At 63.5% G+C, this 23878-nt stretch carries 19 protein-coding genes and 1 pseudogene; 4 read left to right on the top strand and 16 right to left on the bottom strand.

From position 1 onward, the window contains the following. Positions 1 to 23 precede the first annotated feature (23 nt). From AACP59_RS00290 to AACP59_RS00230, 13 genes are all read right to left on the bottom strand, one after another. The gene (locus tag AACP59_RS00290; protein ID WP_339349291.1) at positions 24 to 773 is read right to left on the bottom strand and encodes a hypothetical protein; all 750 of its coding nucleotides are present in this window, start codon (positions 771 to 773) and stop codon (positions 24 to 26) included. After that, the gene (gene hisB / locus AACP59_RS00285; protein WP_297316564.1) at positions 770 to 1372 is read right to left on the bottom strand and encodes an imidazoleglycerol-phosphate dehydratase HisB; all 603 of its coding nucleotides are present in this window, start codon (positions 1370 to 1372) and stop codon (positions 770 to 772) included. The genes AACP59_RS00290 and hisB overlap by 4 nt, the downstream gene beginning before the upstream one ends. 135 nt (positions 1373 to 1507) lie before the next feature. After that, entirely contained in the window at positions 1508 to 2656 is a 1149-nt protein-coding gene (locus AACP59_RS00280) for a histidinol-phosphate transaminase (protein ID WP_297316565.1), read from the bottom strand. Then, the gene (gene hisD, locus AACP59_RS00275) at positions 2653 to 4050 is read right to left on the bottom strand and encodes a histidinol dehydrogenase (protein ID WP_339349289.1); all 1398 of its coding nucleotides are present in this window, start codon (positions 4048 to 4050) and stop codon (positions 2653 to 2655) included. The genes AACP59_RS00280 and hisD overlap by 4 nt, the downstream gene beginning before the upstream one ends. An 83-nt stretch (positions 4051 to 4133) precedes the next feature. Further along, complete coding sequence (dnaE, locus tag AACP59_RS00270; protein ID WP_297316567.1) at positions 4134 to 7691, bottom strand: DNA polymerase III subunit alpha; 3558 nt, start codon at positions 7689 to 7691, stop codon at positions 4134 to 4136. A 77-nt stretch (positions 7692 to 7768) separates the two neighbouring features. After that, positions 7769 to 8698, bottom strand: a complete 930-nt coding sequence (locus tag AACP59_RS00265; protein WP_339349287.1) for an RluA family pseudouridine synthase — start codon at positions 8696 to 8698, stop codon at positions 7769 to 7771. Further along, the gene (locus tag AACP59_RS00260) at positions 8695 to 9258 is read right to left on the bottom strand and encodes a signal peptidase II (protein ID WP_297316569.1); all 564 of its coding nucleotides are present in this window, start codon (positions 9256 to 9258) and stop codon (positions 8695 to 8697) included. Before AACP59_RS00260 ends, AACP59_RS00265 begins: the two co-directional genes overlap by 4 nt. Before the next feature lie 10 nt (positions 9259 to 9268). After that, entirely contained in the window at positions 9269 to 10600 is a 1332-nt protein-coding gene (locus AACP59_RS00255; protein ID WP_297316570.1) for a DivIVA domain-containing protein, read from the bottom strand. A gap of 97 nt (positions 10601 to 10697) precedes the next feature. After that, complete coding sequence (locus AACP59_RS00250; RefSeq protein ID WP_297316571.1) at positions 10698 to 10982, bottom strand: YggT family protein; 285 nt, start codon at positions 10980 to 10982, stop codon at positions 10698 to 10700. A gap of 70 nt (positions 10983 to 11052) precedes the next feature. After that, complete coding sequence (locus tag AACP59_RS00245) at positions 11053 to 11517, bottom strand: cell division protein SepF (RefSeq protein ID WP_297316572.1); 465 nt, start codon at positions 11515 to 11517, stop codon at positions 11053 to 11055. Between the two features lie 17 nt (positions 11518 to 11534). After that, on the bottom strand, positions 11535 to 12716 hold the full coding sequence (gene ftsZ, locus AACP59_RS00240; RefSeq protein ID WP_297316573.1) for a cell division protein FtsZ: 1182 nt from the start codon (positions 12714 to 12716) through the stop codon (positions 11535 to 11537). Between the two features lie 290 nt (positions 12717 to 13006). Then, positions 13007 to 14104 carry a tRNA dihydrouridine synthase DusB gene (gene dusB / locus AACP59_RS00235; RefSeq protein WP_370465975.1) on the bottom strand — a complete coding sequence of 366 codons (1098 nt, stop codon included), beginning with the start codon at positions 14102 to 14104 and terminating at the stop codon, positions 13007 to 13009. A 142-nt stretch (positions 14105 to 14246) separates the two neighbouring features. Then, positions 14247 to 15764: a glycine--tRNA ligase gene (locus AACP59_RS00230; protein ID WP_339349282.1), complete on the bottom strand. Its 1518-nt coding sequence runs from the start codon at positions 15762 to 15764 to the stop codon at positions 14247 to 14249. Between the two features lie 197 nt (positions 15765 to 15961). On the opposite strand from AACP59_RS00230, the gene AACP59_RS00225 reads away from it, so the two are divergent. The 4 genes and pseudogenes from AACP59_RS00225 (at position 15962) to AACP59_RS00210 (ending at position 20513) form a co-directional block, all read left to right on the top strand. Beyond that, on the top strand, positions 15962 to 16300 hold the full coding sequence (locus AACP59_RS00225; protein WP_297316576.1) for an MTH1187 family thiamine-binding protein: 339 nt from the start codon (positions 15962 to 15964) through the stop codon (positions 16298 to 16300). Between the two features lie 91 nt (positions 16301 to 16391). Continuing rightward, positions 16392 to 17451 (top strand): annotated as a pseudogene (locus AACP59_RS00220) (LacI family DNA-binding transcriptional regulator). 181 nt (positions 17452 to 17632) lie between these two features. Next, positions 17633 to 18922 carry an MFS transporter gene (locus AACP59_RS00215; protein ID WP_297316844.1) on the top strand — a complete coding sequence of 430 codons (1290 nt, stop codon included), beginning with the start codon at positions 17633 to 17635 and terminating at the stop codon, positions 18920 to 18922. Between the two features lie 70 nt (positions 18923 to 18992). After that, positions 18993 to 20513 carry a glycoside hydrolase family 32 protein gene (locus tag AACP59_RS00210; protein WP_297316845.1) on the top strand — a complete coding sequence of 507 codons (1521 nt, stop codon included), beginning with the start codon at positions 18993 to 18995 and terminating at the stop codon, positions 20511 to 20513. 111 nt (positions 20514 to 20624) lie between these two features. Here AACP59_RS00210 and AACP59_RS00205 read toward each other — a convergent pair whose 3' ends face one another. The 3 genes from AACP59_RS00205 to AACP59_RS00195 are packed head-to-tail and all read right to left on the bottom strand — an operon-like array spanning position 20625 to position 23812. Continuing rightward, positions 20625 to 21413, bottom strand: coding sequence for an isoprenyl transferase (locus AACP59_RS00205; RefSeq protein WP_297316846.1), 789 nt, complete (start codon positions 21411 to 21413; stop codon positions 20625 to 20627). A 2-nt stretch (positions 21414 to 21415) separates the two neighbouring features. Further along, complete coding sequence (gene recO / locus AACP59_RS00200) at positions 21416 to 22138, bottom strand: DNA repair protein RecO (protein ID WP_339349278.1); 723 nt, start codon at positions 22136 to 22138, stop codon at positions 21416 to 21418. A 21-nt stretch (positions 22139 to 22159) separates the two neighbouring features. Further along, a complete protein-coding gene (locus AACP59_RS00195; protein ID WP_297316872.1) occupies positions 22160 to 23812 on the bottom strand; it encodes an alpha/beta hydrolase family protein in 1653 nt (550 codons plus the stop codon). Positions 23813 to 23878 lie beyond the last annotated feature (66 nt).

Below are 23878 nucleotides of genomic sequence, written 5' to 3'. Positions count from 1 at the left end.
CTTGCAGGTTGTGTCCTGAACCTCTACTCGACGCGACCCTTCCGGGCCGAACCGCCTGTTCCGAATCTGGTGTGCGCGGCGATGATGCCCATGGCCTTCTCGCGGTTGTAGTCGCCTGAGTCGAACATCGTGGCCCCGTCCTCGCGCAGCCCGTCCACCGTGATGGTCCCGATCATCAGGTCCTCCACGAAGTCGGGCGTGGAGGCAAAGAGCATGGGAGGCGCAAAGGTCTGCCCGGACTGACCGTTGATCCAGAGGGTCACCTCGAGCTTGTCTGCCCTGTTGACGGCCAGGATGGCGCTGAGCCCGGAAACAACCGTTGTCAGGTCGCGGATGGCTGTCTCGGGCCCGTCCCCGTCCAGGTTGCGCAGAACGGCCACGGCACCCTCACGGGCCTGGATGCACCAGGCGGAAATGTCAGAAAGCTGGCAGAAGGCAGCCAGAAGTTCGGCCGAGGCCAGACGGGTCACCATGACGGCCGCCTTGGCCCGGTTACCGATCAGACCCTCAAGTTCCTGATCAAAGTCGGAGGACGCCCCTTCAGCCTCCCTCAGCCCCGCCGCGGACCCGTCGGCGGACTCGGGATGCGTGGCGGGATCAGGTTGCGTCCCATCCCCGGAATCCTCATTGGAGTCCCCGCTGCCCTGGCCCTGGTCCTCGCTGAACTCGGCCTCGAAACCGGCCATGGCCTGTTCGATCTCCTCGTCGCTCAGATGATGGCCCGAATCCGGCAGACCCTCGTTCCTCCGGTCCTTGTTCTCGTCGGCACTCATAGCGACCCCTTGGTGCTGGGAATGCCCTCCACCCTGGGATCGGGCTCGACCGCGAAGCGCAGGGCCCGGGCCAGGGCCTTGAACTCGGCCTCGGCGATGTGGTGGGGGTCCCGCCCGGCCAGGAGGGTCAGGTGGAGGCAGATGCCGGCGTGCATGGCGATGGACTCCATGACATGCCTGACCAGGGAACCGGTGAAATGCCCGCCGATCATGGCGTATTCGAATCCCTGGGGTTCCCCGGTGCACACCGCGTAGGGCCTGCCGGAGATGTCGACCACGGCACGGGCCAGGGCCTCATCCAGGGGGACGGTGGCATCGGCGAACCGCCTGATGCCACGCTTGTCGCCGAGGGCCCGGGCCAGGGCCTCACCGAAGACGATGGCCACATCCTCGACCGTGTGGTGGACATCGATCGGGGTGTCCCCGCTGGCCTCGATGGTCAGGTCGATCAGTGAGTGCCTGCCCAGGGCCGTCATCATGTGGTCATAAAAGGGAACCGAAGTATCGATATCGGTCACCCCGGTACCGTCCAGGTCCAGGCTCAGACTCACCTTGGATTCGCTGGTCTGGCGGGTGATGGTGGCTGTTCTGCCTGCCATGTTGCTCCTCTGCTTTCTGCCGTGCGCACCGGCCCATCCCACGGACCCCATCGGCCCCTTCAGGGCCTGGCCCCATCCGGTCGTCAGGCGCGACGTCTAGACCACAGCATAGCCGTGCCGCTGGTCCACCACCCCCTACGACCCTTCCAGGACCCCGACCAGGGTCTGGCGGAACCGTTCCATCTCAGCGTCAGTGCCCATGCAGACACGCAGATAGCCCTCGGGGCCAACGGCCCGGATCAGCACACCCTGGTCCTTCATGGCCTCGAAGATGGCATCTCGGTCCGGGAAGGTGCCGAAGAGGATGAAATTGGATGCCGATGGCACCACGGTCAGTGGTCGACCATGGTACTCCTGACCGGCCAGCCACTCGGCGGTCGCCCGGCGGGCCCTGCGGAGCTGGTCCACCCGGGCCAGCTGGAGGTCCGTGTGCTCCAGGGCAGCCAGGGCGGCGGCCTGGGTGAGGGCACTCAGATGGTAGGGCATCCGGACGATGCGGACGGCATCGATGATTTCCCTTGATGCCGCAAGGTACCCCACTCTGGCACCGGCGAAGGCAAAGGCCTTGGACATGGTCCGGCTGACCGCCAGGTGGTCGTATCGACCGATCAGGCTGACCGCGGAGGGGGTGCCCGGATCGCGGAACTCGATATAGGCCTCGTCCACCACCACGATGGGCCGGGCCTGTGGACCGGCTCCCGCCACCCGGATCTGGGAGCAGACCTCCAGGAGCCTGGTCAGATTCTCCATGGGGAGGGGGGTTCCGGTGGGATTGTTGGGGCTGGTGACCAGAACCATGGCGGGGCCCAGTGCCTTGATTCGTTCGATGGTGGTGTCCATGTCCAGGCTGAAATCAGACAGCCGGTGGGCCAGCTCCCAGTTGGTGAAGGTGTCCCTGGCGTACTCGGGGTACATGGAGTAGGTCGGATCGCAGCCCAGTACGGTCCTGCCCGGGCCCCCGAAGGCCTGGAAGAGCTGGAGCATGATCTCGTTGGATCCGTTGGCCGCCCAGACCTGCTCAGGCCCCAGGCAGGCCCGGGACTCCCCCTTCAGGTAGTCCGCCAAGGCCCGGCGCAGGTCCTCGTGCTCCCTGTCCGGGTATCGGTTGAGGCCGGGCGCGACCTTGCGGACGCGCCTGCAGATGGCCTCGACCACCTCCGGGTCCAGGGGATAGGGGTTCTCGTTGACGTTCAGACAGACGGGAACATCAAGCTGGGGAGCACCATAGGGCTCCTCCCCGACCAGGTCCGAGCGGAGGGGCAGATCGGCGGGGATGGCACTCACCGCAGACCGGCCTTCTCTTCATTGGACTCCAGGTCGGCCTTGTCGTAGGGGTCATTCAGGAACCTGCTCAGGATGCACTCACCGTGGGCAGGCAGGTCCTCGGAGACAGCGAAATCGTTGATCTTGGCCGCTATGGGCTTGAGTCCCTCCCTGTCGTACTCGATGACCTCCACGGGCTTCATGAAGGTGTGGACGCCCAGGGCCACGTCGAACCGGGCCGTGCCGCCCGTGGGCAGGACGTGGTTGGACCCGGACATGTAGTCGCCCAGGGGCACCGGGGAGTAAGGACCGCGGAAGATGGCGCCGGCGTTGCGGATACGGTCGATGACCGGGTCGGGGTCGGCCGTCTGGATCTCCAGGTGCTCGGCGGCGTAGGCGTTGGCCACCGCGATGGACTGGTCGATCCCGTCGGTCAGGATGATTCTCGACTGGCTGCCGCCCAGGGAGGTACGAACCCGCTCGGCGTGCTCGGTCCGTGGCACCCTGTGCCCCAGGGCCTCCTGGACCCCCTGGGCCAGGTCCGGGCTGTCGGTGATCAGGACCGACCCGGCCAGCTCATCGTGCTCGGCCTGACCGATCAGGTCGGCCGCCACCCATTCGGGGTTGGCCTGGCCGTCGGCAAGGATGGCGATCTCGGTGGGTCCTGCCACCGCATCGATGCCCACCATGCCGGAGACCATCTGCTTGGCCGTGGCCACGAAGATGTTGCCCGGGCCGGTGATCTTATCGACCGGATCGCAGAGAATCTCCCCATCCTGGGGTTCGGAGCCCTTGGCCCCATAGGCGAACATGGCCACGGCCTGGGCCCCGCCCACGGCGTAGACCTCGTCCACACCCAGGATGGCGCAGGTGGCCAGGATGATCGCCGCCGGAAGACCACGGGGGTCATCGGAAGAGGGAGGCGTGGCCACGGCCAGGGAGTCGACACCGGCCACCTGGGCAGGCACCGCATTCATGATGACCGATGAGGGATAGAGGGCCTTGCCACCAGGCACATAAAGTCCGACCCGCTCCACCGGGATCCACCGCTCGCTGACCCTGGCACCGGGGGCCAGGTCGGTGGCCATGGGTTCGGGCACCTGGGTGGTGCAGACCTTGCGAATGCGGGCGACGGACTCCTCGATGGCATCCCTGACCCTGGGGTCCAGCCCCTCCAGGGCCTCCTGCATGGCCGAGGCGGGCACTCTCAGATCATGGGGACGCACATGGTCGAACTTCTCCTCCAGATCACGCAGGGCGGCGGCGCCCCGCTTACGTACCTGGTCCAGTATGGGCTGCACCTGGCTGCCGGCCTCGCGGGTGCCCATATCGGCCCTGGGCATGGCGGCGAGGAGTTGGGCGCGGGACATGCTCTTCCCACGCAGGTCCATGGTTCTCATCATGAGGTTTGACATACCTCGATGGTAGTGAACTTTTGTGTCACCAACACGGGTGATTCGTCACCATCCCATATGGTGAGACGGTTCGGGGGTAAAACCTAGGCGGACGGCAGGCAGGAGGGCCCGAAGACCGACTTGATCTCAGCCAGCATGGAGGTGTCGTGGGTGGTCCGGAACCCATCCCCGAAGGTCAGCATGCGCACGTTGCCCTTGTCGTCGGTCACGGCCAGTCTGACCTGACAGTACCCGGGATGGGTCTTCAGAATCTGGGCCAGCCGTTGCATCCGTCCACGGTCCAGGGCGGTCCGCGGCAGCGTGATGGTCAGGGGCCTCTCGTCGGCCGACTCCAGCATGGGGACCTCCATGTCGGTGACACGCAGGCTGGTCGCCTCGTCACGCAACTCCACCTGCCCCCGTACCCGGATGATCGAGTCCAGGGAGAGGTCATCGGCGTTGGCTTCGTATACTTTTCCGAAGAACATGCACTGTATCGAGGATTCCAGATCCTCGATGGTGATGATGGCCCAGGGGTTCCCTTTCTTGGAGACGCGCCTGTCGACCGCCGTGACCATACCGGCCAGGGTCACGGTCTGGTTGCCCATGGTGTTGGCCCGATTGAGCAGCTGGGCGATCGACATGTCCCTCATTCCGGCCAGGACAGAGGTCATCCCGCTCAGGGGATGGTCGGAGACATAGAGCCCCAGCATCTGCCGCTCGAAGTTGAGCTTGGTCGACTTGTCCCACTCATCAATATCGGGGACGGTGACCTGGGCGTCTCCCAGGGCATCGGACTCGTCCTCTCCGTCACCGGTCTCGGCGAAGAGGTCGAACTGTCCTTCGGCCTGTTTGCGCTTGATGGGCATGACCTGGTAGATGGCCTCGTCATGGATCTGGAAGAGGGCCCTCCTGTTGGGGTCGATGCCGTCGAAGGCACCCCCCTTGATCAAGGATTCCACGGTCCGCTTGTTGAGGACGTCCATGGGTGCCCGCTTGACGAAGTCGATGAAGTTGATGTACTTGCCCCGGGGGCCGGACCGCTCCTTGACGATCTCCTCGACCGCCTTGGCACCCACATTGCGGACGGCCGCCAGGCCGAAGCGGACCACGTCGCCGACAGCGGAGTACTCCGCCACGGACTCGTTGATGTCCGGCGGCAGAATCTGGATACCCATCCTCCGGGCCTCACCCAGGTAGAGGGCGGTCTTGTCCTTGTTGGTTCGCTCGTTCTCCAGGAGGGCGGCCATGAACTCCACCGGGTAATGGGTCTTCAGGTAGGCGGTCCAGTATGCGATCAGGGCGTAGGCCGCGGAGTGGGCCTTGTTGAAGGCATACCCAGAGAAGGGTACCAGGACGTCCCAGACGGCCTGAGCCGCCTCCCGGGAGTAACCATGCTCCTTCATCCCCTCGAAGAAGGGAACCTGCTCCTTGGCCAGGACCTCGGGCTTCTTCTTGCCCATGGCTCGGCGGAGCACGTCCGCCCTGCCCAGGGAATAGCCCGCCAGGATTCGCGCCGCGGACTGGACCTGCTCCTGGTAGACGATCAGACCGTAAGTCTCGTCCAGCACGGTCTTGAGGGGCTCGGCCACCTCGGGGTGGATGGGTTCGATCTTCTGCAGGCCATTCTTGCGCTTGGCATAGTTGATGTGGGAATTCATATCCATGGGCCCCGGCCGGTAGAGGGCGATCAGGGCGGATATGTCGTTGAAGTTATCGGGCTTGAGCATCCTCAGGAGGGAACGCATCCCATCGCCATCGAGCTGGAAGACACCCAGGGTGTCGCCCCTGGCCAGGAGCTCGTAGGTCTCCTTGTCGTCCAGGGGGACCTTTTCGATGCTGATCGGGTCCTTCCCGTTCCGTTCGATGTTGTTGATCGTATCCCTGATGACCGAAAGGTTGGACAGCCCCAGGAAGTCCATCTTGACCAGGCCCAGGGTTTCGCAGGTATGGTATTCGAAGGTGGTGGTCACCGTACCGTCGTTGCGCTCCATCAGGGGCGAGGTGTCGGTGATGGGGTTGGATGCCATGATGGTGGCGCAGGCGTGCACACCGGTCTGGCGGATGATCCCCTCGATGCCCTTGGCCTCCTCGGTGATACGCTTCACGTCCGGGTTGGTCTCGTAGAGGTCGCGGAACTCCTTGGCCTCGGCGAACCGCTTGGAGGTGGGGTCGAAGATCTCCTTCAGGCTCATGTCCTTCCCGTTGGCGGAGGGGGGCAGGGCCTTGGTCACCTGGTCGCCCATGGCATACTCGTAGTCCATGATCCTGGCAGAGTCCTTCAAGGCCTGCTTGGTCTTGATGGTGCCGTAGGTGACGCACTGGGCCACCTTGTCCGAGCCATACTTGTCGGCTACATATTCCAGGACCTTGGCCCTGCCGTCGGGGTCGAAATCGATATCGATATCAGGCAGGGAGACACGTTCCGGATTGAGGAAGCGTTCGAAGATAAGGCCGTGCTTCAGAGGATCCAGCTCCGTGATCCCCATGGCATAGGCAACCATGGAACCTGCGGCGGAACCGCGGCCCGGCCCCACCATGACCCCATGGTGCTTGGCCCAGTTGATGTAGTCGGAGACCACCAGGAAGTAGCCGGTGAACTGCATCTGGCAGATCACACCGCACTCGTAGTCGGCCTGGTGGGAAACCTCCTCGGGGATCCCATCCGGATACCGGTTTTTCAGCCCCTCGTCCACTTTCCTCAGGAAGAGGGAGGTCTCGTCCCACCCCTCGGGGCAGTCGAACCGGGGCATGAAGGCCCCGTCCTCATGGTCGTCGAACATGACGTTGCAACGTTCGGCGATCTCCAGGGTGTTGTCGCAGGCTTCGGGGAAGTCCTTGAAGATCCGACGCATCTCCTCGGCTGAGCGGATGTAGTAACCGGAGCCGCCGAACTTGAACCGTCCGGGGTCGGTCAGTCGGGAACCGGAGTTGATGCAGAGCAGGGCATCCTGGGCCGAGGCATCCTCCTCACGAACATAGTGGGAGTCGTTGGTGGCCACCAGGGGGGCACCCAGCCGCTTGGCGATCTCCAGAAGGTCCTTGGTCACCCGGCGCTCGATCTCCAGACCGTGGTCCATCAGCTCGACGTAGTAGTTCTCCTTGCCGAAGATGTCCTGGAACTCCCCCGCCGCCCTCAAGGCCTCGTCGAACTGGCCCAGGCGCAACCGGGTCTGGACGATTCCCGAGGGGCAGCCGGTCGTGGCAATGACGCCCTGATGGTAGGTGGACAGGAGGTCCTTGTCCATACGGGGCCACTTGCCCACCAAACCCTCCAGGTTGGCCACCGATGAGGCCTTGATCAGGTTGACCAGCCCCTGGTCGTCACTGGCCAGGAGGGTCATATGGGTGATGAAACCGCCGCCGGAGACGTCATCGGAACGCTGCTCCTCGGTGCCCCAGTGGACCCTGGTCTTGTCCTGACGGGCCGTTTCGGGGGTCACGTAGGCCTCGATGCCGATGATGGGTTTGATACCCGCATCCACGGCTGTCCGCCACATCTCATAGGCACCGTGCATGTTGCCATGGTCCGTGATGGCCACGGCAGGCTGGCCCTGGGCCTTGACCTCGGAAACCAGATCGGGGATCTTTGAAGCCCCATCCAGGGTGGAATAGTGGGTATGGGTATGCAGGTGGACGAAGTTCGACTGGGAAGAGGACATACACTCCAATCTAGCCGTCGCCCTGGCCGAATCGCCGCAGTCAGCTCCCTGCGTATACAGGTTGCCACCGGGGCCCGTCAGTCCTTGCGCTGGAGGCTTTCCTCCCGTTCTCGGTCCAGGGCCCGGCGTAGGTCGGCCGGGTAGGAGGAGACCACCTTGGTCCAGATGTGGGTGCGTGGATGTCGGAATTCCAAGCGCATGGCGTGAAGCCACTGCCTGGTCAGGCCAAGACGTCCGGCCAGGTCGGGATTGGCCCCATACATGTGGTCACCGACCAGCGGATGGCCGATGGATGAGAAGTGGACCCTGATCTGGTGGGTCCTGCCGGTCTCCAGGTTCACACTGACCAGGGTGCTGGAGCCGAAGCGCTCCATGACATCCCAGTGGGTGATGGCCTCCTTGCCGACCGGGGTGACCATGAAGCGGAAATCGGAGACCCTGGCCCGCCCGATCGGAGCCTCGATCGTCGCCTTGTCCTGGACCAGGTTGCCCTGGACCAGGGCGTGATAGATCTTGACCACCTCGTGGTGGGCGAACTGCCGGCGCATCTCCTTGTAGGCCAGGTCGGACTTGCAGACCAGCATGAGGCCGCTGGTACCCGCATCCAAACGGGAGACGATGCCCTGGCGATCCTGGGCCCCCATGGAGGTGATGTGGGTCCCCCGGTGGAGGAGGCTGCCCAGGACGGTCGGTCCGGTCCACCCCACCGAAGGGTGGGCGGCCACACCGACCGGCTTGTCGACGACGACCACGTCCTCGTCCTCATAGACCACGGGCATGTCATCGGCCACCGGTTCCACCTCGTCAACGGGATCGGGCTGGTCCAGCTCGATCAGATCCCCGCTGAGCAGGGTGGAGGACTTGGTCACCTTCCGGCCCATGATCCGCACCTGGCCGCCGACGATGAGTTCCGAAGCCTTGGCACGGGACATGCCCAGCATCTTGGACAGGGCCATGTCCAGACGTTTGCCCACCAGGGCATCAGGGGCCGGCAGGAGCTTGGTCACAGTGCAGCTCCCCCGTGCTCCTCCCCAGCCGTCGTGTCGGCATCGGATTGCCTGGCAACGGCGACGGGGTTGAACCGCACTTCGGCCAGGATCAACAGGACGATGACCAGACCGGCCACGGTGAGATAGATGTCGGCGATATTGCCGACCGACCACCCGTAATCCAGGAAGTCGACCACCTTCCCGTTCAGGAAGCCGTCGGCATAGGCCACCCTGTCGATCAGGTTCCCCGCAGCCCCGGAGAAAGCCAGGGAGAGGGCCAGGGTCCAGGCCATGGATGTCGTTTTCAGAGCCAGGACGATGATGACCAGGCAGGCCACGACGGCGATGATCGAGATGACCCAGGTGGCCCGGGAACCCAGCCCCAGGGAGGCCCCTGGGTTACGCAGGAGTCTCAGGGTGACGAGGGAGCCCAGAAAGGGGTGGGTGGCACCATCGGCCAGGACGATCCGCGCCAGGGCCTTGCTGACCTGGTCCAGGCCGATGGCCACTGCCGCCAGGCATGCAAAGACGGCCACGCGCTGGCGCAGCCGTCTGGATACGTGTCGTGAAGAGTTCACAGCCGGATGCTCAGTTGTTGTCCCCGGTGTTCTTCTCCATGGACTGGAAATTGCTGGTATCCGAAATCTGGTTGACCAGCTGGTTCAGGAACTCGGTCAGCTTGCTGCGGTATCCGGCCTCGAACTGCTTGAGTCCCTGGATGTTGTCCTCGAGCACCTTGGACTGCTCGACCAGCTTGCTCTTGACCTCTGCCGCATAGCGATCGGCACCGTCACGGGTGTTCTTGTCATACTCCTGGGCCCTGGTCTGTACCTGGGTCTCGTACTCGTCGGCCTGGTCGTGCTGGTTCTTGGAGTAGGTATCCGCATCCGAACGGGTCTTGACCGAGTACTCGTCAGCCTGGGAACGCACGCGCTCCGAATATCCGTCGGCCTCGGAGTGCACCCTCTTGGAATACTCGTCGACCTCGGCGTGGGTGCGCCTGGAGTAGTCCTCGGCCTTCTTGACGATCTCATCGTGTTGGGCCTGGCCCTCGTCCACCAGCTGGGCGGCGTTGGCCTTGCCCTTGTCGACATACTGGTCGTGCAGCTGCATGGCCAGGGTGAGCATGGCGGTGGCACGGCCGGCCTCACTGTTGGCCTCGGCACCTGCTCCGGCGATCTTGCGCAGGCTGCCGGTCTCGGTCGAGGGCTCGACCTTGGAGACCTGCTCGCGCAACTGCTCCTCGCGCTTCCGGGACTCTTCCAACTGTTTGCCGAGCTGCTCGAACTTGGCCCGCTGCTCCTGGCCGACCTGCTGGGCCTGGGCCACCTGCTGGCGGACCGCATTCACGCTCTGCTGGGCCGTGTTCAGGTCGGACTTGGCCTTGTTGAGCTCATCGGTCAGGTTCTGAACCTGCTGGCGGGCCGCGTCGCGCTCCTTCTGGACCGCGGTGAGCTGGTTGGCCAGTGACTCGGAGCTGTTACCATTGGCAGCCTGGGCGGTCAGCTGGTCGATCTGCGAGTTCAGCTGCTCGACCTGGCGACGCAGCTGCTCGTTCTGCCCGCTCAGGGTCTTGACCTGACCCTCGGCCTCCGCCAGCTGGCGGGTGGTCTGTGCATCGGGGGACGGTGCCTGGGCGGCCTGACCGTTTGCAGTACGGTTCTTCAGGTCGCGGTTCTCGGCCTGGAGGGACTCCACCTGGGCGCTCAGATCGGAAATCTTGGAGTTCAGGGAAGCAACGTCAGTTCCCAGGGACTGGGTCGAAGCCGTTCTGCCTTGAATGGCCTGCTTGCCCAGGGCCTCAACCGTCTCGGTCACCTCGTCGAGGAAGTCATCCACTTCGTCAATGTCATAACCGGCATGAAGCCTCACTACTTGGAAGTTGTGCTCCCGTATGTCTTTGGGCGTCAAAAGAGCCATATGATTCTCCACCTCGCTTCGAGCCACTCAGCCCGATTGTTTTTCTCTTATTGAATGCTAGCACGGAGCATGCCGATTCTCCGTCTTACCGTCTTCCTCAAATGAGGATCTGTATCACAATCAGGATGAAATACAGGACCATGAAGGAGACGTCCAACTGGATCCGACCCATGGGCAGGGGCGGGATGTAGCGACGGAGCCAACGCAGTGGGGGCTCCGTCAGCGCATAGACGACCCGAATCAGGGAGGCGACGACACCCCTGGGATACCAACGTGGCATCAGGACCATGGCCCAGTCCAGGATCATCCGGATGAAGAGGACCAGAAGATAGGTGTCGATGAGGATGCTGACCAGGTAACGGAGCAAGGGAATGACGATCATATGATGAAACTCCGGGAATGGGCCGCAAGGATGAACATCCGCCCCGGCAGAAGGGCGGGGGAAGACGCGGTCACTGGGCGAAGAGGCCCTTGGCGGTGGACGAGGACTCGACCTCTTCCACCTTGATGTTGACCTGGGCGGGGCTGAGCAGGAAGACCCTGGGGGTCACCCGTTCGATGGACCCGCGGACGCCGAAGACCACACCCGCGGAAAAGTCCACGATCCGGTAGGCCACCGACTCGGAGACCCCGGTCAGGTTGAGGACCACCGGGACCCCGTCACGCAGGGCTCGGCCAACCATCTGGGCATCCTCGTAGGACTTGGGATGAATGGTCGTAATGCGGTTTACATGGCTCTGGAAGGGGGTGGACTCCCCATCCTGGCTGGATGCCGATGACTGGGCGGACATGGGGGTCACCGAGTGATCGGTATCGAAACCGTCACTGGTCTCCTCCTCATCCATGACCTCGTCATCATCGTCCACGACGTCGGTCATCCCCAGGAAGGACATCGCGTTCTTCATCAAACCTGCCATCTTTGCTCCTTATCGCATCACCGAAGGAAATCGGGAATATCAAGATACCCCGGATCGGCCGAATTCCCATCATCTTCGGTCGTCGGGGGGACCACCTCATGCTCGGAAGTCTGATCGGAGACCGCCTGATCCCGCTGGGCGGCCGAGGCCTCCTGAAGTGGGGGCACGGAAGGGGCCGGATCGGAGGCGGTTGCCTGGTGGGCGGGCGCAGCCTGGGTTTCCTCCTCATCCTTCTTGGCGTTGGGGTCGAAACCTGCGGCGATCACGGTGACACGGACCTCGTCCCCATAGGCGTCGTCCAGGGCCAGGCCCCAGATGATCTGCGCCTCGGGGTGGATGGCGTCCTGAACCAGCTGGGCGGCCGCGGAAGCCTCCTGCATGGTCAGGTCAGTGGGTCCGGCAACGTTGATCAGGGCACCGTGGGCACCCTCGATGCTCTCCTCCAGCAGGGGGGAGCTGATGGCGATCTCGGCGGCCTGGGTGGCCCTGTCCTCGCCACGAGCGGCACCGATGCCGAAGAGGGCGGTGCCGGCATCCTTGAGGATGGCGGTCACGTCGGAGAAATCGACATGGATGTAGGAGTTCATAGTGATCAGGTCGGTGATGCCCTGGACACCGGCCAGGAGGGCGGTATCGGCGGTCTTGAACGCATCCATGACCGAGACCGTGCGGTCGGAAAGATCGAGCAGGCGATCGTTGGGGATGACGATCAGGGCATCGACCTCCTTGCGGAGGTTCTCGATACCGGACTCGGCGGAAGCCGAACGCCTGGGCCCCTCAAAAGTGAAGGGCCTGGTGACCACGGCGATGGTCAGGGCACCCTGCTGCCTGGCAGCCCGGGCGACCAGGGGGCTGGCCCCCGTGCCGGTGCCGCCGCCCTCGCCAGCGGTGACGAAGACCATGTCGGATCCCTTGAGGACCTCTTCTATATCGGACTGGTGATCCTGGGCCGCCTTGGCACCCTTCTCGGGGTCGGCACCCGCACCCAGCCCACGACTGTTGCTGTCGGACAGGGAGATCTTCACGTCGGCATCGGATCGCAGCAGGTCCTTGGCGTCCGTATTGATGGCCACAAACTCGACGTTCTGCAGGCCCTCAGCAATCATCCTATTGACCGCGTTGCCGCCTGCGCCGCCAACACCGACGACCTTGATGTTGGTCTTGTCATTGAAATTGTCAGTCTGGGCAATCTCGCTCACAGTATGCTCCCGTCACTCACCTTACGCTTAACTCTAGCGCAGACCATATACGCCAACACGCATTCACCCATAGGCGTTCCTGCCCCACGTGGCACCCATCAGCAATGCTCATGGCCGGCACGGACCTCCTGTGCGCAACCCGGACCCAACCGGATGGGGACCCATGCTGTCTCTGTCGCATATTCTAAACCACAACCGGGTATTTTCGGATACGACAATTCACAACCCCACCCGATACGGGGTCCACCAATCGGGTCCCCGCCTCCCGAGCCAGGGTCCAATCCCCACCCTCAGTAGGCCGCATCCATGGGGTCGTTGCCGAAGAGGGCCTGGCGTTCCTCGTGGGTGGTTGCTCTGGAATCAAGCCAACCGTAAGGCAGACGAACCTTCTTGGCATACCGGACCCGACCCCTGGGCTTGCCGGCCACAGCCGCCGGATAGGGCATTTCCTGATCCAGGCCGGCAATGCACCCATCCAACTGGTCCAGGGTCTCACAGGACATAAAGGCACGGCGCGTCGCTCCCCCGACCGCAAACCCCTTGAGGTACCAGGCCACGTGCTTGCGCATGTCATGCACGGCCATGGTCTCGTCACCGTCATAGAAGTCGACCAGGAGGCGGGCGTGACGGGCCATGATCCGCCCCACCTGAGCCAGGTCGGGCTCCTCACGGATGGAGGATCCCCGGAGGGCGTGACGGATGTCGGCGAAGATCCAGGGACGGCCCTGGCAGCCACGGCCGACGGCCACGCCGGCACACCCGGTCTGCCTGACCATATCCAGAGCATCCTCGGCCGTCCATATGTCTCCGTTGCCGAAGACCGGGATGCTCAGGGCCTGGACCAGCTGGGAGATACGGTCCCAGTCGGAATGCCCACCGTAATACTCGGCAGTGGTCCGGGCATGGAGGGTGACGGCGGCACAACCCTCCTCCTGGGCGATGCGCCCCGCCTCCATGAAGGTCAGGTGGTCCTGGTCGATGCCCACCCTGATCTTGGCCGTGACCGGGATCCCGGCAGGCCCACAGACCGACACCACCCGATGGACCAGGTCCTGGAAGAGGTCGGTCTTCCAAGGCAGTGCCGAACCTCCCCCGTGGCGGGTCACCTTGGGCACAGGGCAGCCGAAGTTCATATCGATATGGTCGGCCCACCCCCGATCCACCACCATCCGGGTGGCCTGCTCCATGATCTGGGGGTCCACCCCGTAGAGCTGAAGGGAGCGGACCTTCTCCTCCGGGGCGAACCTGCAGAGGCGGAAGGCCTTGGGATTGCGGGCCACCAGGGCCCGGGCCGTGACCATCTCGGCCACGTAGAGACCATCAGGGCCGTATTCACGACAGAGCAGGCGGAAGGGCCAGTTGGTCACCCCCGCCATGGGCGAGAGCATGACCGGGGTGGGCACATGGATGGGCCCAAGGTCCAGTGAACGGACCTGGACGGGTTCCTTGACCGGCGGTTGCCCGCTCCTGCTCAGGCCGACATCGGGCTCCTGCGGTACCTCACTGACGGATCTCATCGAGGATTCGGCCTCAGTACTCACCGCCGGCCTCGGCCACCTTGACAGGGGCGGACTCGTCCTGCCCGGGCTCGGCCTGCACATCGGTGTATCCGTCGGCGGCCTGGGTGCCGGTGATCGAAGCCGGGCCCATCGGGTAACGCACACGCTTCTCCCCGATGCACTCGCGGACATAGTCCTCGACCTGGTCCAGGGCGACCCGATCCTGTTGCATGGAATCACGCTGACGGATGGTGACGGTGTGGTCATCCGGGGAATCGAAGTCCACGGTGATGCAGAGCGGAGTGCCGATCTCGTCCTGACGACGGTAACGGCGGCCGATGGCCCCGGACTCGTCGTAGTCGACCATCCACTCCTGCTGGCGGAGGTCCGCAGCCAGATCATGGGCGACCTGCTGAAGCTCGGGCTTCTTGGATAGCGGCAGGACGGCGGCCTTGACCGGGGCCAGCCTGGGGTCGAGACGGAGGACGGTGCGGCGGTCCACCCCACCCTTGGTGTTGGGTGCCTCGTCCACGTCGTAGGCATCGACCAGGAAGGCCATCAGGGAACGGGTGAGTCCGGCGGCGGGCTCGATCACGTAGGGGACGTACCGCTCGCCACTGGCCTGGTCGAAGTAGCTCAGGTCCTCACCTGAGTGCCGGGCATGGGCCTTCAGGTCGAAGTCGGTCCTGTTGGCCACGCCCTCCAGCTCACCCCATTGGGACCCCTGGAAGCCAAAGCGGTACTCGATGTCGACGGTCCGCTTGGAGTAGTGGGCCAACTTGGCCTTGGGGTGCTCGTAATGGCGCAGATTTTCGGGGTCGATGCCAAGGTCGGTGTACCAGCGGGTGCGGGCGTCGATCCAGTACTGGTGCCATTCCTCGTCGGTGCCTGGCTGAACGAAGAACTCCATCTCCATCTGCTCGAACTCACGGGTGCGGAAGATGAAGTTGCCTGGCGTGATCTCATTGCGGAAGCTCTTGCCCATGTTGGCGATGCCGAAGGGGGGCTTGGACCGGGAGGAGGCCATGACCGTCTTGAAGTCGACGAAGATGCCCTGGGCGGTCTCCGGGCGAAGGTAATGCAGGCTCTTGTCATCCTGGACGGGACCCAGGTGGGTCTGCAGCATCATGTTGAAGTCGCGCGGCTCGGTCCACTGGCCCTTGGTCCCGCAGTCGGGGCAGGGAATGTCCTCGAGTCCGTCGGCGGGCTGGTGACCGTGCTTCTCGGCGTAGGCCTCCTCCAGGGTGTCGGCCCGGTGCCGCTTGTGGCAGTTCAGGCACTCGATCAGAGGATCATTGAAGACGGAGACATGGCCCGAGGCCACCCAGACGTCGGTCGGAAGAATGACAGAGGTATCCACGCCAACCACGTCATCACGGGTGACGACCATGGACCGCCACCACTCGCGCTTGATGTTGTCCTTGAGGGCCACGCCCAGGGGACCGTAATCCCATGCCGAGCGGGTTCCCCCGTAGATCTCCCCCGCAGGAAAGACGAACCCCCGGCGCTTGGCCAGGGAGATGACCTCATCCAGTTTCGAGACTGCCACTGATCACACCTTCTCTTAGGGATCGCCGTATGGCACATACGGACCTGACGCTGGCCCCAAGCATACCGTCGGCTTATGACGGGCCCCAATCGGCGCAAGGGCTGTCAGAACCAGGACATACGATTTGCTTACCACGGCGGTATGGGGGACGGACCAACCAGGCACCCCACCCCCCACCATGATGAAAGGCTTCGGACATGGATGAGCACAGGAAGCACGGGGATCCGGCCTATTTGAACACGGTGGCCTCGGTCTCCATCGCCCCGAGCGGACAGGGCGAGGAGCTTTCGACATACGTGGCCCAGGCCATCAAGGTCATCCGCGAGTCGGGTCTGCCCAACCAGACCAACGCCATGAACACGATCATCGAGGGCGATCTGAGCCAGGTCATGCAGACCGTCGAGAAGGCGACCCGCATCCTGGCCGAGCAGGGATACAGGACGGGGGTCACCCTCAAGCTGGACATCCGCCAGGGCAAGCGGAACCAGATTCACCGGAAGGTTGAGCTGATCGACGACATCCTCTCGGATGATTGAGTAAGGACTGGCCGACCGCCCCCGCCCTTCCGCGAAGGGTCAGGGTTCAATGGGCACGGCCGGAGACGAATATGAGTATAGAGGTGCTCCCGTGATTACGATGAAACAGATCGCCACGGAAACAGGGGTATCCGTCTCCACGGTCTCCCTGGTTCTGAACAATCGCGACCGGGGTCGGGTCAAGTCGGAGACCGCCAAGGCCATACGACGAACCGCCAAGCGGTTGGGATACCACCCCAATCCCATGGCAAGGTCATTGCGGACCAGCCGAACCGGCATGCTGGGATTCATCAGCGAGGAAGTGGCCACGACCCCCTATGCGGGTGCCATCATCAAGGGGGCGCAGGACTCGGCCTCGACACGCGGATATGTGCTTCTGACCGTTTCAACCGACGGAAGCGACCGGGAACCCGAGCAGATCCAAGCCCTGAAACGCTATGGGGTGGACGGATTCCTCTACGCCAAGATGTACGACCAGGTGGTTGACCTGCCATCCCCCTTGCGCTCCAGCCCATCGGTGGTGGTGAATGCCCTGGAATCCCGGGACCGTTGTCCCAGCATCGCCCCCGATGAGTACCTTATCGGATACGACGCCACCCGTCACTTGATTGAGTCCGGTTGTCGGAGGATCGCCTATATCGGGACCACCCAGGACCTTCCCGCCCAGGTGGATAGGCAACGGGGGTACGAGGCCGCCCTGCATGAGTCCGGTCTGTCCAAGGACCCGGGTCTGGTCTGCAAGGTGGGTTTCAACCAGGAGGCCCTGGACACGGTCGGTGCCCTGGTCGACCGTGCCTCACCGGACGGCTTCTTCTGCTTCAACGATTCCCGGTCCTTCTATGTCTATCAGATCGCAGCGGCCAGGCACCTGTCCATCGGCCGTGACATCAGCCTGGTGGGGGTGGACAACCACCCGGTCATGGCCGAAACGACCGCACCACGGCTGACCACGGTCGAACTGCCCCATTATGAGATGGGATATTGGGCGGCACGCAAACTCATGGACCTGATTGGGGATTCCGACTTCTCCACCCTTCCCTGGCCACAGACCCGGGCACCACTTCCCCCCCCTGGACGCGGAAGAGCCGACCCGAATCCACTGCCGTCTGGTCGTCAAGGACTCCGCCAGGGCGGATGCACGATCCCGCTGACCTTTCCCTCCCGGTCTTCATCATCATTTGCCCGGTTCCGGGCCACCACAGTCAATCGTTTGACGTAAATCGATTGACGCCCTATGATGTGGTGACAGGATCCGCCAATGTTGGAACACTACCCCGGATCCCGACTTCGCAGAGATGCGAAGCGCCACGAGAAAGAGAAAGAGACAAGGGTATGGTCGGAAAAACGTCAATGTGGAGAAACCCATCCTACCTGGAATCCTCCACCGGTATATTCTTCTTCTTCTGCGCCTGGGGCATCTGGTGGTCCTTCTACCAGCGGTGGCTGGTCACCGGCCTTGGCATGACCAACACCCAGGTCGGCAACATCTACTCCATCAACTCCGTGGCCACGCTGATCATCATGTTCGTCTACGGGGTCATCCAGGACGAGCTCGGCGTCAAGCGGCGTCTGGCCATCTTCATCGCGGCAATAGCGGCGCTGGTCGGGCCCTTCGTCCAGTTCATCTACGCCCCGCTCATGCACTCCAACATGATCCTGGGCGCCATCCTGGGCGCCATTGTCCTCTCCGCCGGATTCATGTCGGGCTGCTCCCTGATCGAGGCCATCACCGAACGCTACAGCCGCAAGTTCGGATTCGAATACGGTCAGTCCCGTGCCTGGGGCTCCTTCGGGTACGCCATCGTGGCCCTGGTCGCGGGATTCGCCTTCAACATCAACCCGATGATCAACTTCTGGCTGGGCTCCGTCTTCGGTCTCTGCATGCTCCTGGTCTACCTCTTCTGGATTCCCGATGAGCAGCGCGAGGAGATCAGGAAAGAATCCACCCCGGCGGGCGAGAAGTCCCAACCTTCCTTGCACGACATGCTGCACGTCCTGGGCATGCCGACCCTCTGGCTCCTGATTGTCTTCATGATCTTCACCAACACCTTCTACACCGTCTTCGACCAGCAGATGTTCCCGACCTACTATGCCAACCTCTTCCCCACCGCGGCCAGGGGCAACGAGGTCTATGGGATCCTCAACTCCTTCCAGGTCTTTCTGGAGTCGGCCATGATGGGGGTGGTACCCGTCATCATGCGTAAGATCGGTGTCCGCAACTCCCTCCTCCTGGGTGCCACGGTCATGTTCGCCAGGATCGGCCTGTGCGGATTCTTCCATGACCCGATAACGGTCTCGGTGGTCAAGCTCTTCCACTCCATCGAGGTGCCGCTCTTCTGCCTGCCGGCCTTCAGGTACTTCACCCTCCACTTCAACCCCAAGCTCTCGGCCACCCTCTACATGGTGGGCTTCCAGATCGCCTCCCAGGTAGGGCAGGTTGTCCTGTCCACACCGCTGGGAATCCTCCACGACAAGACCGGCGACAGGACCACCTTCTACACGATTTCGCTGGTGGTCCTGCTGGCGCTGATCTACGGCTTCTTCGTGCTCAAGCGCGATGACCAGCAGGTGGATGGGGACCCCTTCATACGGGATTCGCAAAAAGCCAAGGCCATAGCCTGACAAATACAAACCGAACACGATGGTCCTTCCCGGGTCGTTTCGACCACGGGAAGGACAGGAAGGCTCAAGGATGAACCAGATGACAATAGAACAAGGCGACATGCACACCCAGCTGGAACAGGCGCAGCGGGGAATTGACGAACTCTTCCAGGACCGGAACGACCGTTGGTATCCCCTCTGCCACATAGCCTCCAAGGCGGGATGGATCAACGACCCGAACGGCCTGAGCTACTTCAAGGGTCGCTACCAGGCCTACTTCCAGCTCTACCCTTACGGAACCCGATGGGGGCTCATGCACTGGGGCCACGTATCCAGCGAGGACCTGGTCACCTGGCGCCGCGAACCCCTGGCCATGGCCCCCAGTCTCGAGGCCGAAAAGGACGGGGTCTTCTCTGGATCGGCCGTCGTGGCCGATGACGGACGCCTGGTCATCTACTACACCGGTCACCGCTGGCGCAACGGGGTAAACGAGGATGAGGGCAATCTGCAGGAACAATGCATGGCGGTTTCCTCCGATGGCATCCACTTTGAGAAGAAGGGCGTGGTCGTTCCCTGCCCCGACGACAGGATCCTTCACTTCCGCGATCCCAAGGTATGGAAGCAGGGCAGCACCTGGTTCATGGTCTTCGGGGTCAGCAACCCCCGGCACCGGGGCGAAATCTGGATGTATCAATCCCAGGACATGGAACACTGGAGCTTCGACCGGGTCATTTACCGGCACCCCGATCCTGACGTCTTCATGCTGGAATGCCCGGACATGTTCCCCCTGGAGGACAAGTGGGTCATCTGCTACTCGGCCATGGGGACCAAGCCCCACGGGTTCGACCAGCGCAACCACAACAACGCCGGATACGTGATCGGCACCTGGCGGCCCGGTGGTGACTTCCACCAGGAAACCGACTTCCACCTTTGGGACCTGGGTCAGAACTACTATGCACCGCAGACCATGGAGGCCCCCGACGGCCGGCGTCTGGTCTTCGGATGGATGAGTCCCTTCACCGAGCCCATCCCCATGCAGGATGACGGGTGGTGCGGCCAGTTCACCCTCCCCCGCGAGGTGACCCTGGCCGGGGACCACCTGCGCACCCGACCCGTGGCCGAATTCTCCCGCCTGCGCCGACAGACCAGGGATCTGGGACCGATCGACCTGGGTGTCAACGAGACCAGGACCCTGGTCGAGGACGCCCACACGGCGGATATCGAGATGACCATCGACCTGGACAGGAACCGGACCGAGCGGGTCGGCCTGGAGGTCCACGCCACCGAAAACGGTGGCCACACCATGGTCTGCTATGATGACCAGCTGGGTCGTGTCGTCCTGGACCGCCACTGCAACACATACGGAGACAAGGGCTACAGGACCGCCCCGCTTGACGGCCACGCCGACCAGGTCAAGCTGCGCATCATCCTGGACCGGGGATCCGTGGAGGTCTACGTCAACGACGGGTTGGAGGCCATGAGCTCCTACAGCTTCCCGGCCGAGGGCCCCAGGGCGATCAGGCTCTTCAGCGAATCCGGTGAGGGCCCTGCCCATATCTCCTCCCTGACCATCTCCGACCTGGATACGATCTGGGAGACCCCCGACAAGTAAACCACCCCGGTGCATACGCAGCGACCCCGACGACCGGCCATATGGCCGGTCGTCGGGGTCGCTTGGTTCGGTGACGCTGCCATCCTCCCCGAGAGGATATGCCCCGGCCTCCTATTCGGCCCCGCCGAAGCGACGGTCACGGCTGACATACTGGCCGATGGCCTTCCAGAGAACCTCCCTGCCACAGTCGGGGAAGAGTTCGGGCGTGAAGACCAACTCCGCGTAGGCCGCCTCCCAGGGCAGGAAGTTGCTGGTCCGGTACTCCCCCGAGGTCCTGACCACCAGATCGCAATCAGGGATGTCGGGGTTGTACAGGTGCTCGGCGATCATCTTCTCGGTCACCCTGGAGCCGGTGATCCTCCCCTGGGAGGCCTCCCGGGCTATGGCGGTGGCGGCATCGGCCAGCTCGGCACGGCCACCGTAATTGATGCAGAAGACCACGTCGATGACCTTGTTGCGTCGGGTCCGGTCCATGGCCACCTCAAGCTCGTCGATGACGGACTTCCAGAGTCTGGGCCGCCGACCCGACCAGCGCACACGCACCCCCCACTCGTCCATCTGGGCCACACGACGGTGGATGATGTCCCGGGAGAATCCCATCAGGAAGCGGACCTCCGATGGCGAGCGCTTCCAGTTTTCGGTCGAAAAGGTGTACAGGCTCAGGTAGCGCACCCCGGCCTCGATGGCCCCGGCGATCGTATCGAAGACCACGGGTTCGGCCGCCCGGTGGCCCTGGGTGCGTTCCATTCCTCTCTGCTTGGCCCAGCGTCCGTTCCCGTCCATGATGATGCCCACATGCCGGGGGACGGATCCCTTGGGGAAGTCGGGGATGCGGTCCGGGTCGGAGAAGGGCGCCCGGGGCACATCAAGGGAGGTGTAGTCGACCTGGTCAAAACTCATGGTCACGAATCTAATAGTCGTAGGGAATGGATGGGCCGTTCCAGGTAATATTCCCCCCATTTCTCAACAAGCTGGTCGCACAGGGGGGTCAGAGGGCCGCTGCCCAGGGTCCGCCAGTCGCCCCGGCTCAGGGCGCGGAACTGGTCCAGGGTCACCGGATCCACCCGTATGGCCTCCGTGGTTCGGTCGGCACTGCACATGACCCCTCCACCGGATATGGAGCAGTGGGTCAGGTCGTCCTCCCTCCCGCAGACCAGACAGGAGTCCAGCCGGGGACGCCACCCGGCCAGGGCCAGGGCCCGGAGCAGGTATGAGGCGGAGATGGCCCGGGGGTCGTGCCGGTGTGCCGCCAGGGAGGCCAGGGCGGCCACCAGGAGGCCGTACTGATCGGCTGCGGGCTGGTCCTCACCGGTGATCAACTTGTCGACCGTCTCCAGGATGACGCCCCCGTTGGCGTAGAGGTCGTAGTCGGCGCAGATGGAATCCGCATAGGTGGCCAGGGAGGATGCCTGGGAGACGATGTCGAGGTTGCGGCCCTGGGCTATGAGGAGGTCATCGCGCATGAAGGGTTCCAGGCGGGCGCCGAAACGTGACCTGGTCCGCCGGACACCTTTGGCCACGGCCCTGATCTTGCCGTGCCCTCGGGTCAGTATGGTGACGATCCGGTCCGCCTCGCCAAGCTTGACCGTTCTGAGGACCATGCCCTCGTCACGATAGATGGCCATGACAGCTCCCTTGTGTGCGGATCAGTAGTAGATGAAGAGGCCCCAGAAGGCGAAGATCAGCAGAACCCCGAACATGGCCAGGGTGGTGACGACGAAGAGGGCCTTCCCCAGACCGGTCGAGGCCACGACGGGTTGGGGGTCGTTGGTCTGCATCTGCTGGGCGATGCTGGGACCGCCGGCCTTGCGCCGCTTGATCTGCGATGGTATCTGGGACACGCCTTTCAGGGAGGCCACCTCGGCCATCCGAGCGAAGATCCTGGACCAGGCCCAGATGACCAGGGCACAGACCACCTGGATGACCGGCCAGCTCCAGTAACTGACCCCGGCCGGGTCCGGCACCCCTCCCCAACCCAGTCTGACCAGGGCCATGATGACCTGGCCCAGACCGGCGATGAAGAGGACCAGAGAGGCAAGGGTGGTGCCGGTGACCGTGGTCAGGGAGCCGCCGAAACCGTGGGAGAAGCCCAGAACGGGCCCACGATGCCGAATCAGATGGTGGATCTTGATCCCGCCGGCCACCAGGGCCATGACCAGGGAGGCCAGAAGGAGCAAGAGGGTGAGCAGGTGGAGGGTGAGCATGTATACGGTCAGTGTGGGCCTGCCCCTCAGGTCCGTCGGCACGGCAATGGACTGGTGGATGGTGGCCCCGCCCACGCTGGGGCTGGTCTGTCTGAGGCCCATGGCCTGACCCACCGCCCAGTTGGTCATATCGGTCTGGTAGTGGTCGGCCAGGGGGGTGCCCGTGTTGGCCTCGTCACCCAACCTCAGCACGTGGTTGGAAACCGCATAGGAACGGATGGTCACGTTCTCGTTGCCCGCCTTGTGGGCCTCGGCCAGGACCTTCTGGGCCCCCTCCACCTGGGCCGTCATCACATCTTTGGCCCCGTAGGCCAGGAGGGTCGGGATGGCATAGGTATACCGGTCGGTCGGGTCGATATCCAGATTGCCCAACCCGGTCAGGGAGGCATCCGTGCTGAACAGCCGTCGGACCACGGACTGGTAGCCCTGGTTGGCCCCGGCGATGGCGAAGTCCTGGGCCACGAAGAAACCCAGGGCATGCCGGGGGGAATGGACCATGGGGCTGAGCAGGATCTGGAAGGCCACCTTGTGGTCCAGGCTAAGCAGGTAGGCGGCTATCCAGGTGCTCTCGCTGGTGGCGTAGATACCCACCTTGGCGGGGTCCACATCGGCTCTGGCACGCAGCAGGTCGGCGACCTGCTCATAGGCCTTGGCCGAGGCGGGGTAATCCCTGTTGGCATCGGTGGTCGACCATACCGGCTTGTCCAGGACGGCTGTGACGAAACCGGCCGAGGACAGGGATTCGGCCACATCCGCGAAGGAGTTGTCACAGGTGCCGTACCCTGCCCCGTGCATGAATACCACAGCCGGTCGCGTACCCCGGGCTCCCCGGGGCACCCTGATCAGGACCTTGATCCTCTGCTTCTCCCCGGTTCCGGGCTGGACCGCCGTCAGGGTTTCATGGTGGGCGCCGACCTTATAGTCCCCCATCCGATCCAGGCGGCTTCCCGACGGGTTATCGAAGGTGACCGAGGTGTCGGAGGTCAGGGTGGGGAGGTTCTGGTCCACGGGCTCGTATTTCCAGGGAACGGCCGTCAGATGCGAGACGGAGACCAGGATGCCCATGAGTATGACGAAGATGGGCAGGCTGGTCATGATCCGCCTCACCCCACTCCACCTGACGGGCGGGTTCGGCTGCTGCTCATCCTCAGTTGACACGTA

It is taken from the genome of Bifidobacterium indicum, from assembly GCF_036987015.1.
GTDB classification, from domain to species: domain Bacteria; phylum Actinomycetota; class Actinomycetes; order Actinomycetales; family Bifidobacteriaceae; genus Bombiscardovia; species Bombiscardovia indica.
This window is presented reverse-complemented; position numbering and strand designations above follow the sequence as displayed.